General features: G+C 33.2%; 12 protein-coding genes. 4 read left to right on the top strand and 8 right to left on the bottom strand.

The genetic code is table 11. From position 1 onward, the window contains the following. The first annotated feature begins 140 nt into the window (after nucleotides 1–140). Nucleotides 141–878, top strand: coding sequence for a porin family protein (locus IRZ99_RS04695; protein ID WP_370527654.1), 738 nt, complete (start codon nucleotides 141–143; stop codon nucleotides 876–878). Here the strand turns inward: IRZ99_RS04695 and IRZ99_RS04690 are convergent. Next, the gene (locus tag IRZ99_RS04690; protein ID WP_228519021.1) at nucleotides 873–1,478 is read right to left on the bottom strand and encodes a hypothetical protein; all 606 of its coding nucleotides are present in this window, start codon (nucleotides 1,476–1,478) and stop codon (nucleotides 873–875) included. The genes IRZ99_RS04695 and IRZ99_RS04690 overlap by 6 nt on opposite strands. 284 nt (nucleotides 1,479–1,762) lie before the next feature. Here IRZ99_RS04690 and IRZ99_RS04685 point away from each other — a divergent pair, with 284 nt between their 5' ends. The 3 genes from IRZ99_RS04685 (at nucleotide 1,763) to IRZ99_RS04675 (ending at nucleotide 5,846) form a co-directional block, all read left to right on the top strand. Continuing rightward, on the top strand, nucleotides 1,763–4,234 hold the full coding sequence (locus IRZ99_RS04685) for a bifunctional UDP-N-acetylmuramoyl-tripeptide:D-alanyl-D-alanine ligase/alanine racemase (protein WP_194656175.1): 2,472 nt from the start codon (nucleotides 1,763–1,765) through the stop codon (nucleotides 4,232–4,234). Nucleotides 4,235–4,301: 67 nt separating this feature from the next. Then, a complete protein-coding gene (gene mscL / locus IRZ99_RS04680; RefSeq protein ID WP_074662737.1) occupies nucleotides 4,302–4,682 on the top strand; it encodes a large conductance mechanosensitive channel protein MscL in 381 nt (126 codons plus the stop codon). Nucleotides 4,683–4,856: 174 nt separating this feature from the next. Next, nucleotides 4,857–5,846: an aspartate-semialdehyde dehydrogenase gene (locus IRZ99_RS04675; protein ID WP_194656174.1), complete on the top strand. Its 990-nt coding sequence runs from the start codon at nucleotides 4,857–4,859 to the stop codon at nucleotides 5,844–5,846. Between the two features lie 134 nt (nucleotides 5,847–5,980). Here IRZ99_RS04675 and IRZ99_RS04670 read toward each other — a convergent pair whose 3' ends face one another. The 7 genes from IRZ99_RS04670 to IRZ99_RS04640 form a co-directional block, all read right to left on the bottom strand. Beyond that, nucleotides 5,981–6,298: a 2Fe-2S iron-sulfur cluster-binding protein gene (locus tag IRZ99_RS04670; protein ID WP_007805184.1), complete on the bottom strand. Its 318-nt coding sequence runs from the start codon at nucleotides 6,296–6,298 to the stop codon at nucleotides 5,981–5,983. A 60-nt stretch (nucleotides 6,299–6,358) separates the two neighbouring features. Then, nucleotides 6,359–6,841, bottom strand: a complete 483-nt coding sequence (locus tag IRZ99_RS04665) for a hypothetical protein (protein WP_194656173.1) — start codon at nucleotides 6,839–6,841, stop codon at nucleotides 6,359–6,361. A gap of 214 nt (nucleotides 6,842–7,055) precedes the next feature. Next, entirely contained in the window at nucleotides 7,056–7,295 is a 240-nt protein-coding gene (locus IRZ99_RS04660) for a NifU family protein (protein ID WP_072970266.1), read from the bottom strand. A gap of 100 nt (nucleotides 7,296–7,395) precedes the next feature. Further along, nucleotides 7,396–8,529 (bottom strand): Mrp/NBP35 family ATP-binding protein, encoded by a 1,134-nt coding sequence (locus tag IRZ99_RS04655; RefSeq protein WP_194656172.1) that lies wholly within the window; start codon nucleotides 8,527–8,529, stop codon nucleotides 7,396–7,398. A 270-nt stretch (nucleotides 8,530–8,799) separates the two neighbouring features. Then, nucleotides 8,800–11,226, bottom strand: a complete 2,427-nt coding sequence (locus IRZ99_RS04650) for an ABC transporter permease (protein ID WP_194656171.1) — start codon at nucleotides 11,224–11,226, stop codon at nucleotides 8,800–8,802. A 147-nt stretch (nucleotides 11,227–11,373) separates the two neighbouring features. Continuing rightward, nucleotides 11,374–12,081: an ABC transporter ATP-binding protein gene (locus IRZ99_RS04645; protein ID WP_194656170.1), complete on the bottom strand. Its 708-nt coding sequence runs from the start codon at nucleotides 12,079–12,081 to the stop codon at nucleotides 11,374–11,376. 154 nt (nucleotides 12,082–12,235) lie between these two features. Next, nucleotides 12,236–13,480 carry an efflux RND transporter periplasmic adaptor subunit gene (locus tag IRZ99_RS04640; protein WP_194656169.1) on the bottom strand — a complete coding sequence of 415 codons (1,245 nt, stop codon included), beginning with the start codon at nucleotides 13,478–13,480 and terminating at the stop codon, nucleotides 12,236–12,238. Nucleotides 13,481–13,503 lie beyond the last annotated feature (23 nt).

Genomic DNA, 13,503 nt, shown 5'->3' with positions numbered 1-13,503 from the left:
TTCTGTTGCTGATTTGTTGAAAATAGTGCAACAAATAGTTTTATTCGTCGTGAAAAAGAGAATAATTACTTTCAAATGGTATCCTGAACTGGCATTATATTATATTTGTGTGAAATAAATCTACTTTAAAAAACGTTTATTTGAGAACCACTTTAAAACCAAAATACAATATGCGATTCCTTTTAAGTTGTTTGTTTTTAATTTCGTTTTTCAATGCTTTTTCGCAGGAAGAAGTGAAACCTGAAATAAAACCAGTGGTTAAAATTGATTCCTTATATCGTGAAGATCAGTTTTATTTTACGATAACTTATAATATGTTAGTTCAGGGACCTCCAGGCTTAAAACAAGATAAATTTTCTGCTGGATTTTCAGGAGGTTTTCTACGTGATTTTCCCATCAATGAAAAAAGAACTTTTGCAATAGCACCTGGTTTAGGAATAAGCTATCAGAATTACTATCAAAATCTAACCATTTCAACAGCTACGGACGGATCATTACTTTATGGTGTTAACAGCTACGACGAATTTGTTTCGAATAGATTTCGACAATATTCAGTTGATTTACCAATAGAATTCAGATGGCGAAACTCAACTTTTGAAAGTACTAAATTCTGGAGAATTTATACCGGAATAAAATTCAGTTATGTTTTTGCGGCTAAGTCAGTTCTAAAAGACGGAGAGAACACTTATAAAATAAAGAATAATCCAGACTTGAATGATTTTCAATACGGAGCTTACATTTCCGCGGGATATAATACGTGGAATATTTATGCCTATTATGGTTTAAATCCGTTGTATAAATCTTCTGTAAAAACTATAAACGGAGAAAGTGTCAATATGAGAACATTAAACCTTGGACTGATTTTTTATATTCTATAGCCACAAATATAAAAATAATAACTGCGGTAAAACGCCCAGTAATAAACCTATCATTAATTCTTTGGGCGTGTGCGCTTCCATTTCTAATCTTGAAGAAGCCACAACTCCGGTCATTAAAATTAGAAAAGCACCCCAATAAGGATTTTGCATTTGTAAATGAATGTTTAAACCAATCACAAAAATGGTCAATCCGCTGATGGCCATAACATGCAGACTTGCCTTTATTTTAAAAAGGGAACATATCAAAGCTAAAATTGTACTGAATAACGCACCAAGAAAAAAGAAATGAAGTTCAGGATAACGTGCAATTACAATACTTCTTTTTACGAGAAGAATATATAAAAAACACTGTAAAATAAGCGGAATTTTACGTTGCGATGTTTCAGGAACCATCACAGAATTTACGTGTCCAGTTGAACGAAGCAACAAGAAAAACAAGACCGGAACCAAAAAAGTTATAATAAGAATCTGGAACAACACATAATATTTCTCCTGATTGGTAAAAATATCTCCCTTGCAAAATAGATAAAACAAGGTAGCATATATCGAAATAAAAATCGGATGCAGGATATAGGAGAATAGTGGAAGTATCTTTTTCAAAACGCTATATTTTGTGGTATTCAACAAATATAATAATGTTTTTTACTGCGAAATATATAAATTTTCACAAATTATCTTTAAAATATTTTAAGGCTGTGTGAAAAACAATTCAAGCTTTAGTAACTGATTTTTTTATGAAGGTGCCAAAAAATAATTCGTGGAAATTTGTGCAATTCGTGGCAAACCTTTTTCTTTTTTTACTTTCCTTCAAATCCAATAATTAGTGAAATTTTGTGAATTTCGTGGCAAACCTTTTTCTAAATTTGACAAAAGAAACTTTCTAAATGAGCATAAATTTAAAAAACCTTATTTCAGTTCTGGATGCCAAATGGATTGGTCCTGATACTGATGTTTTTATTGATCATATTTCTATCGACAGCCGCTCGTTGCAAAACGGATCAAAAACATTATTTTTTGCCTTATCTGGTGCTAATAATGATGCTCATTTATATATTTCGGAGTTGATAGAAAAAGGTGTTCAGAATTTTGTAGTGCACCACATTCCCAAAAATAGTGAAGGGAAAGCCAATTTTTTGGTGGTAAAAAACACGCTCAAAGCTTTGCAGCAATTTGCAAGTTATTATCGTGATCTTTTCGATTTCCCTGTAATAGGATTAACAGGGAGTAACGGAAAAACGATTGTAAAAGAATGGCTTAATTTTTTATTAAGCCCCGATTATAATATTATAAGAAGCCCGAAAAGTTATAATTCTCAGGTTGGCGTTCCGCTTTCTGTAATTGCCATTAATGAAAAACATAATTTGGGTATTTTCGAGGCCGGAATTTCGACGGTGAATGAAATGGGTAAGCTCGAAAATATCATCAAGCCTACAATTGGTGTTTTAACCAATATTGGTCCTGCACATGATGAAGGTTTTGAAAAGTTAGAACAGAAAATCAAAGAGAAGTTATTGCTTTTCAAAAAATCTAAAGTTATTATTTATCAAAAAAATGAGCTTGTTGATCTATGCTTAAAAGTATTTTCTAAAGAATATCCAGTAAATGAAAGAGCTCTTTTTTCCTGGAGTTTTAGTGATAGTACTGCCGATGTTTTTATTCTCGAAAAGGAAAGTAGAAACGAAAGAACAACTGTTCAGTATCAGTTCCAGAATGAATTTTTCGATTTAGAAATTCCGTTTAGTGATTCGGCTTCGGTTGAAAACACGATTTCTTGTTTATTGGTTCTGCTTTATTTTAATTACGATTTTGATACGATACAGAAACGTATCAAAATGCTGTACCCGGTTGAAATGCGTTTAGAGGTAAAGAACGGAATCAATAATTGCAGTATAATTGATGATAGTTACAGTTCCGATTTTCAGTCGCTTAAAATTGCTTTGGATTTTCTGGAAAGTCAGCAAAAGAAGAACGCAACAAAAACCGTTATTTTATCTGATATTTTCCAAAGCGGATTTTCAAATGAAGAATTGTATTCTAAAGTGGCGCAACTTATCGCTGATAATAAAGTCAATCGGGTAATTGGAATTGGAAAGACAATCACATCTTTTGTAACCAAATTTCCAAACATTGTCACATTTGAAAACACAGCCGAATTTATTTCGAAGTTTGAAAGTTTAAATTTCAATAACGAGACAATCCTGATTAAAGGTGCAAGATCGTTTCAGTTTGAAGAAATTGTTTCTTTGCTTGAAGAAAAAACCCATGAAACGGTTCTGGAAATTAACTTAGATTCCATTAGTCATAATCTGAATTTCTTTAAAGCGAAACTAAATCCTGAAGTAAAAATCATGGTTATGGTGAAAGCTTTTGGATACGGAAACGGAGGTTTGGAAATTGCAAAATTACTGGAACATCATAAAGTAGATTATTTAGGTGTGGCTTTCGCCGACGAGGGAATCTCTTTGAAAAATGGCGGCATTAAATTGCCAATTATGGTTTTGAATCCGGAATCGACCAGTTTTCCTTCGATTATTCAATATCAGTTAGAACCTGAAATTTACAGCATTAAAGGATTAAATGCCTTTTTGAAAATTGCACGCGAAAAGAATCTGAAGGATTTTCCCATTCACATAAAACTAGATACAGGAATGCATCGTTTGGGTTTTGAAGAAAATACACTAGATGAATTAATTGCAACTTTAAAAGGAAATACGACAGTAAAAGTTAAAAGTGTTTTATCGCATTTGGCAACAAGTGACGAGATGAAACATTATGATTTTGTAATTTCTCAGATAAATTTATTCGAAAAATTGTCTTCAAAATTAATTTCAGAATTAAATATTAATCCAATTCGTCATATTTTGAATACATCCGGAATTAGCAATTTTCCAAATGCACAATATAATATGGTACGATTGGGAATTGGTTTGTATGGCGTTTCCAATGATCCATCGGAACAAAAATATTTAGAAAACGTAAGTACTTTAAAATCGATTATTTCTCAGGTTAGAACAATTCCTGGAGGCGACAGTGTTGGTTATGGCCGTCGTTTTATGGCTGAGAAAGAAACAAAAATTGCCACAATTCCAATTGGATATGCTGACGGAATTTCGAGATTATGGGGAAATCAGGTTGGTTTTGTTACTATTAAAAATCAAAAAGCATTTATCGTTGGAAGTGTTTGTATGGATATGCTAATGGTAGATGTAAGTGAAATTGATTGTAAAGAAGGAGATTCGGTTATAATCTTCGGCGACAGCCCAACGGTAATAGAAATGGCAGAGGCTTTAAAAACGATTCCTTATGAAATTTTGACTAGTATTTCGCAACGTGTAAAAAGGGTATTTTTCCGATAGTTTACTGGGATTTTAAAGAAAATTACGTATTTTCGATATCTATTAATCACTACTAAAATATACAATTATGGGATTTTTTTCAGAATTTAAGGAATTTGCAATGAAAGGCAACGTGGTTGATCTGGCTGTCGGTGTAATCATTGGAGCTGCTTTTGGTAAAATTGTAAGCTCATTTATCGAAAATGTAATTACGCCCTTGCTATTGAAACCAGCTTTAGATGCCGCGCATTTATCTACCATTGAAGAATTAACCGCTTTTGGAGGAGTAAAATATGGTCTGTTCCTTTCGGCTGTGATTAACTTTATAATTGTGGCTTTTGTATTGTTCTTAATTATTAAAGGAATAAATAAAGTGAAGAAGAAAGACGAAGTTGTTGCACCACCAGCCGGACCAACACAAGAAGAATTGCTTACACAAATTAGAGATCTATTAAAAAATAAACAATAATATACTATACCGCTACACTAAGTCTAATTTAACCGTTCCTTAACTGGGGCGGTTTTTTTTATATTTGTTTAATTTGTAACATTTTGTTATTTTTTGTGAAGCGTCTTGTTTTCACTTTTATTATGTATACTTTTGCATTATAATTTAGATTTAATTCATACTAAAAATATAAAAATGAGAATAGCGGTTGTAGGTGCCACTGGTATGGTTGGCGAAGTAATGCTGAAAGTTTTGGCGGAAAGAAATTTTCCGGTTACAGAATTAATTCCTGTTGCATCTGAAAGATCAGTAGGAAAAGAAATTGAATATAAAGGAACAAAATATAAGGTTGTAGGAATGCAAACAGCAGTTGATATGAAAGCTGATATTGCCGTTTTCTCTGCCGGAGGTGATACTTCATTAGAATGGGCACCAAAATTTGCTGCAGCCGGAACTACTGTTATTGATAATTCTTCTGCGTGGAGAATGGATCCTACAAAAAAATTAGTAGTGCCAGAAATCAATGCTTCAACATTGACTAAAGAAGATAAAATTATTGCAAACCCAAATTGCTCAACTATTCAGATGGTATTGGCATTGGCACCTTTGCATAAAAAATACAACATTAGAAGAATCATAGTTTCTACTTACCAATCTATCACCGGAACTGGTGTAAAAGCAGTAAGACAATTAGAAAATGAGTATGCAGGAATTCAGGGAGAAATGGCTTATAAATACCCAATTCATAGAAATGCGATTCCACACTGCGATAGTTTTGAAGAAAACGGATATACTAAAGAAGAAATGAAATTAGTTCGTGAAACTCAAAAAATTCTTGGTGATAACACGATCAGAGTAACTGCTACTGCAGTGCGTGTTCCTGTTGTTGGAGGACATAGTGAAGCAGTTAATGTGGAGTTTACCAATGATTTTGATGTAAACGAAGTTCGTGAAATTTTACACAATACTGATGGAGTAGTAGTGCAGGATAATTTAGACACTTTCACTTATCCAATGCCACTTTATGCTGAAGGTAAAAATGATGTTTTTGTTGGAAGAATCCGTCGTGACGAAAGCCAGGAAAATACATTAAATATGTGGATTGTTGCTGATAACCTAAGAAAAGGAGCAGCTACAAACACAATCCAAATTGCTGAGTATTTAATTGCAGCAGGTTTGGTATAAACTAGAGATTAAAGAAAATTGTTATAAAGGGAAGGCCGTAATTGCAGCAATGTAATTACGGCTTTTTTGATGCTTTTTATCAGTACAATATTGTCATAAAAAAAGCGAGAATCTGAATTCTCGCTTTTTTATTTTTAATATTCTGGAGCCAGTTCTAATTCCAGTCCTTCTAATTCTGTAGTAATTGGGATCTGACAGCCTAAACGACTATTAGATTTAACATAAAATGCCTCCGAAAGCATGGCTTCTTCATCATCGCCCATTTCTGGTAATGCAACATCATTTAGAACATAACACTGACAAGAAGCACACATGGCCATTCCGCCACAGGTTCCTTCAACAGGAAGTTCGTATGCCTTGCATAACTCCATTATATTCATTGCCATATCAGTTGGAGCTTGTAACTCGTGTATAACTCCTTCTCGATCTTTAATCTTTATTAATACATCCATTTTAATTATTTGGAATTTTCTGATTTAGGATTTAATAACGTGAATAAATCCTGTATTGTTTTAACTAGCTGATTTAAGGCTAAATGCGTATTCTCTTCTGTTACCTTCTTTCAGGCGCATTTTTACCCCGATGATATTGCCGCCTTTTTCTAAAACAGTAACAACTGCCATAACAGAATAATAATCTTTATCTGATTGAAAAATTAATGTTCCTTCGTAAGTAGAGTTTAAAACTCCTTGCTTATCTGTTTGTGCAGATACTTTTCTTGGATGAGCAAACTCAGCAGCACTATAAGTGGCTTTATTTGAGAATTTTGCTTTTCCTTCGCAAAAATCATACAAAAAGTCATAGTTTCCAACTCTAAAAGTACCTTCTTCACCAGCTCCGGTTGTTGAAAAAACAACTTGTCCTGAATATTGAAAGTCAGTCCACTCTTCAGATTCGTTTAACCACGCTTTATCTGCAATTAGGGTTTGGCCTTGTTGAGCATAATTTACAGAAACAAAAAACAGTAATAATAAAAGAGCGTAATAATTCTTCATAAATTTAAGATTTAGGGTTATGTTACAAATTTAAGTTAAATCTGTAAGAATTAGTTAACTAAAACTCTTAAATCTTTATGTTGTTTTTTATTAATTTCGCAATATTACATGCTGTTTTGTATGTTTTGTTTACAATTTGTAAAGTAAACATGCAAACGAACTATTATTCTTGTTAATAGTTCACAGGTGTAAAGGCGCGAAAAACGCTGCTTTATTACATTATGTTTACCACAGTTTCGATTTGTGGAGCATACTTTTTTATTGTTGTTTCAACACCTGCTTTTAGTGTCATTTGATTTACGCTACAGCTAATACATGCTCCTTCAAGACGAACTTTTACGTGTTTGTCATCTTCGATTGAGATTAGTGAAATATCTCCTCCATCAGAATTTAAAAACGGTCTAATTTCATCTAGAGCCAATAATACGTTACTTGTTAATTCTTCTGTTGTCATAATTTTATGTGTCAATTAAACAATGTGCCAATTAGAAAATGAGATAATTAGATAATTTTCTAATTGGCACATTTTCTAATTTTCTCATTATCTCAATTATCTATTTTTTCTTTACTGCTGAACATCCTGCCATAGTTGTAATTTTAATGGCTTCTGTTGCTGGTAAACTATCGTTTCTGTTTACTGTTTCTTGTACTACATTTCTTGTAATTTCTTCAAAAATAGTTTCAATTACAGAAGCTGTTTGTAAAGCTGCCGGACGACCGTAATCTCCTGCCTCACGAATGGATTGTACAATTGGAACTTCTCCTAAAAATGGAACATTTAAATCTTCAGCAAGGTTTTTAGCTCCTTCCTGTCCAAAGATATAGTATTTATTGTCAGGTAATTCTTCCGGTGTAAAGTACGCCATATTTTCAATAATACCCAAAACAGGAACATTTATGTTGTCCTGCATGAACATGGCAACTCCTTTTTTAGCATCTGCAAGTGCCACGGCCTGAGGTGTACTAACTACAACAGCTCCGGTAATTGGCAATGATTGCATGATAGAAAGGTGAATATCTCCAGTTCCCGGAGGTAAATCGATTAGCATGAAATCTAATTCTCCCCAATCTGCATCAAAGATCATTTGGTTTAATGCTTTTGCAGCCATAGGTCCTCTCCAGATTACTGCCTGACTAGGTGCTGTAAAAAATCCAATAGAAAGTATTTTGATTTCAAAGCTTTCAACTGGTTTCATTTTTGATTTTCCGTCAACGGTAATCGAAATTGGCTTTTCGTTTTCAACGTCAAACATAATTGGCATTGAAGGTCCGTAAATATCAGCGTCTAAAACTCCAACAGCAAAACCCATTTTGGCAAGTGTTACGGCAAGGTTTGCAGTAACTGTAGATTTTCCAACACCACCTTTACCAGAGGCAACGGCAATAATATTTTTGATTCCCGGAATTGCTTTTCCTTTTATTTCATTAGGATTTTCCTTCGCTTCAACTTTAATGTTTACTTTAACTTTCGCATCAGGAGATACCAATTCGTGAATTGTTTTTTTGATATCATCTTCCGCTCTTTTTTTAATGTGCATTGCCGGTGTATGCAATAATAAATCTACCACAACTTCATCACCAAAAGTAATAACGTTGGCAACAGCACCGCTTTCAACCATATTTTTTCCTTCTCCAGCTATGGTGATTGTTTCCAGAGCTTTAAGAATTTCTTTTCTATCTAATTTCATTTTTAATGTAGGTGTTTCTATTGGAGAAACGTATTTAAGCACTATGTTTATTTAAACTCGTTTCAGACTGCAAAGATAACAGATTATGTTCGGATTTCTGCCCTTTTTGAATCGTATTTATTGATATCGAAATTATTCAAAATGATACTATTGCGCTTTTTTCGCCCTTTATTAAAGTTTGTATAGCCAGCCAATTTAATTTTAGAAGAAAAAGAAACCCTCCAGATTAATTGAATCTGGAGGGTTTCTTAAAAAAAATGGTCTACAAGTTTATTCGTATTTTAAATATTTTAAAATGTCTATTTTGGTTACCTGATAGGCTTTTGCCAAAACAATCATTAAAGTCAAAATCAATAAAGAAACTAGTGCAACACTAAACGGCACAACCGAAACATTAATTCTGAAAGCAAAATTCTCCAACCATTTTTGCAATAAAATATAAGCTGGAACAATTCCGATTAAGAATCCCATCAGGCAAAAAATAACATATTGTTTTGATAATTCTTTAAGCAAAATATCTGTTTCTGCACCTAATGTTTTTCTGATGGCAATTTCTTTCAATCTTCTTTCCATCGAAAATGATGCCAAAGCAAACAATCCAAAAATGGCAATAATGATAACTACAAGATTCAAAATAAAGAAAACATCTTTTTGTTTTACCTGTTCTTCATAGGTTTTGGCAAAACCTTTATTTACAAATTCATAATCAAAAGGATAATCCGGATTTACATTTTTCTCCCAATAACTTTTTAATTGAGCCAGCGTTTCACTTAAATTGTTTGGAGAAACTTTTACATAAACATTCTGAAAATTGTTCCATTTTAAAGTTTTCGTATTAATGAAAACCATTGGAGGTACTTTGCTTTGAAATCCCGTAATGTGAAAATCCTTTACAATTCCGACAACCTTAAATTTTAAATTTCCTTTTTCATTTCCCCAGCCAGAACTTATTATAGTATTAATGGGATTTTTTAAGTTTAATGTTTTAGCCAGAGTTTCGTTAATCAGCCAGTTGTTGATTGTGTCTGAAGCAAATTTTGGTGACAAATCGCGACCTTCGACAATCTTAATTTTCATCATTTCCAAAAAGCCAAAATCCATTTCAACATTTCGAGGCTGTACAAAAATGCCATTATGTGTAAGACCAGAGCTGGAATTGGTGCTGTTCCCAAAAGTACCTGCAAAGGTAGACACCTCCTGAACTCCTGATATCTTTAGGACTTCTTGTTTTGTGGTTTGATATTTTTGTCCTTTTGTTTTGTAATCCGGATAGTTAAATGGAATTCGGATAACCTGATCTCCGCTGAACCCCAAATCTTTATTCATCATATAATCAACCTGAGAATTGACAATCAAAGCTCCAATGATAAAGAATGCTGCAATTCCGAATTGAAAGATAAGCATCGAATTCCGAATCCAAATACCGCTTTTGCTTCTTGAAAAATTGCCTTTTAGTACTTTTAAAGTTTCAAAATTTGAAATATAAATAGCTGGGAATATACCCGCAAGAATAATTACTAATCCAAATATAAAAATAAGCTGCAGGTAAAATTCGCCGCCATTCATAGTCAAAGATTTCTTTAAAAAGTTATTATAGTAAGGCAATGAAAGTTCTACGATGGCTAAGGCAAATACAATAGCCAGAACTACAATAATAGCTGTTTCAAAAATAAACTGACTGATAATCTGGTTTTTTGAAGCACCTACAATTTTACGAACACCCACTTCTTTAGCCCGTTTTATGGCAGAAGCCGTTGCCAGATTAATATAGTTTACCAGTGATAGAACCAGAATTAAAATGGATAATCCTGCCATTATATATAGAAGCTGTAAGTTCCCTCTGCCTTCAGGAGTCGATTGTCCGGAAGCTTTTGTACCATGAAGGCGAATTGTTTTCAGCTGATCGAGAATAATTTTAATTTCACCATTTTCTTTGATGTATTGCTCTGGAGTCTGGCCACTTTCTTTAGCATCTTTTAAAGTTCTGTTTACATAATTTACGTTATGCATTTTCTTTAAAACTACCGCAATATCACTGTTCTTTTTGGTTTTAATCATCAAACCATAATTAAAGTTTCCCCATTGGTTTTGATCGCCTTCACGAACTACCCCTCCAAAAACATAATTAGGTTCGACAGTAGATGGTTTTATCAAACGGTAAACCGCTTTTACCGTATAAGATTGATTTTCATAGTTAATAGCTTTTCCAATCGGATCTTGATCGTTGAAAAGTAATTTTGCCTGATCTTCTGAAATGGCAACGCTGTTTTTCTCTTTCAAAATGTCTTTTTTCGAACCTTTTATAATTGGAAAAGGGAAAAAATCGAAAAAGTTATTGTCAGATACCGTGATCTTTTTGTCTATTAATTTTTTATTTTGGTATTTAATTACAGATTCGTTGTACCAAATATTCATAAAGCAAATTTGCTCAATTTCAGGAATTGTTTCTTTACAGGTATTCCCAAAAGGGATAGAACTTGTTCCCCAAGTGTCGCCAGTTGCACCTATTACATTAAGTACCTGATATACATTTTCTTTTTCAGGATTCCATTGATCGTATGCGTGTTCGTTATTCCAATATATAATGGCGAAAATAACGCCGGCAATTCCGATGCTTAATCCTAAAACATTTAAAAACGAAAACAGTTTGCTTTGCTTTAAATGATAAATAAATATTTTAAACCAGTTAAAAATCATGGTGTATTTTTTATAGTTGTTGTTAGTTTTCCTTAAAGATCTAAAAAGGTTTTTTAACCTTGTAGTTTTTAGATCATTGCTAATATTTGACAAACCAATCCAATTAGGATTGTGATTGCAGTTACAATAAATTTTATCATCTTGAAATTATTTAGCGTCCATAAAAACATCCACATTTCTCTGGTTTAATCGTTCAGAGAATATCACACCATCTTTCATATGAATCGTTTTTTGCGAAAACGAAGCATCATAATCAGAGTGGGTTACCATCAAAATTGTCGCGCCTTTTGCGTGCAAATCCGTTAAAAGTTCCATTACCTCATTTCCATTTTTACTGTCCAGGTTTCCGGTTGGCTCATCGGCTAAAATGATTTTTGGGTCGTTTACCAAAGCTCTTGCAACCGCAACTCTTTGTTGTTGACCTCCCGAAAGCTGTTGCGGATAATGTTTCAAACGATGAGAAATATTCAATTTCTCGGCAATAGCCTCAATTTTTTGTTTTCTGTCTGATGCTTTTACGTTGTTGTAAAGCAAAGGCAATTCGATATTATCGTAAACCGAAAGTTCGTCGATCAGGTTAAAATTTTGGAAAATGAATCCGATGTTTTCTTTACGAACCTGCGCTCTTCCTTTTTCTTTTAGACCGATCATTTCCTGATCTAATAATTTATAACTTCCGTCATTAGCGCTGTCTAAAAGCCCGATGATATTTAGTAAAGTCGATTTTCCACAACCTGAAGGTCCCATGATAGTTAAAAAATCACCTTTTTTAATTTCTAAAGAAATACCGCTTAAGGCTGATGTTTCTACTTCTTCTGTTCTAAAAACTTTGGTTAAATTTTGAATTGTTATCATAATGGTAAAGGTGTTAAAAATGTTATTATTCGTTTTTTGATTGATGATTTTAATTGATGATTGAAACTCTTTATTAATTGTGAATTGTGAATTGTGAATTGTGAATTGTAAGTTGTGAGTTGTGAGGTTTGAAACCTGAAACTTGAAACCTTTTTTATTGAGAACTAATCGACAACTCCTCAACATCCTTATAATCCGTGTAAGAAGAAGTAATCACTGATTCGCCTTCTTTTAGTCCTTCCAGAATTTCATAATACGAAGGATTTTCCCTTCCTAATTTGATGTTTCTTCTTTCGGCTTTATTTCCTTTTACTACAAAAATCCATTTTCCCGCCGTTTCCTGATTGAAGCTTCCTTTTGGAACTACTAGCGTTTTGTTTTTCTCTGATAAAATCAGTTTTACGCCAAAACTAAGTCCGTCTTGCAAAACGATTTCTTCTTTAGAAGTGAAAGCCAGTTCCACTGTAAAGTGCCCGCTTTTTACTTCCGGAATTACTTTAGTCACCAATACTTCCAATGTTTTTCCTTTAAATTCTACCTGACCTTTTAAGCCTTCACGAACTTTTTCCAAATAGAATTCGTCAACATCGGCAGCCAATTTGTAGCCTTTTTTCGAATCGATTTTTCCAATGCTTTCTCCTGCCTGGAATGTTTTTCCCAAAACAGGTTCAAAGGAAGTTAATCGTCCAGTTTCCGGAGCTGTAATCAAAAAGTTCTTTTTGTTATTTCTTAAAATATCCAAACTTTTTTCCATCGTTTGAATCGAGCGATTGATTTGTGAAATCTGAATTTGATTGGTTTGTTTTTCTTTTTGAATACTTTGTTGAATGGTTCTTTTGCGCTCTTCCTGAAAACGTAAACTTTCTTTGAATGTATTCCAGTCGTTTTTCGAGATTACTTCTTTTTCGTATAATCTCGCATTCATATCGTATAATCTTTTGGCGTCGTTATAATCGTGATCGATCAAAACCAAATCTTTATTTAAATTTAATTCCTGATTTCTGATGTTCAGTTTTCCGGTATTCAAATTATTGATTTGCTCAATAATTGCTGTTTCCTGAGTCAGATAATTCAGTTCTGTATTCGGATTGTACAAGCGGGCTAAAGATTGCCCTTGGGTTACCATTGCGCCATTCTCCACAAAAATCTCTTTTACAGATCCTCCTTCTGTAACGTTCACAAGCATTACGTTCAAAGGTTCAACTTTGGCTTGAAAAACCACAAAATCTTCAAAAAAGGCTTTTTCGATTTTTTGAATTGATAGTTCTTCGGCTTTTACATTTAAACTTCTTTTAGTGTTAAACGAAAAAAAGATGATGACAGCCAAAGCTAAAAAAACTCCAATTGCTATTGTGAGATATCTAAATTTTCTATTTTTACGAGGAATTACTTTGTCCATTTTATAAATAATTTGTTGATTAC

This window comes from Flavobacterium sp. LC2016-12 (genome assembly GCF_015351595.1).
Taxonomy (GTDB): Bacteria; Bacteroidota; Bacteroidia; order Flavobacteriales; family Flavobacteriaceae; genus Flavobacterium.
The sequence above is the reverse complement of the archived record's forward strand: the minus strand, read 5'-3'. Positions and strand labels throughout refer to the sequence as shown.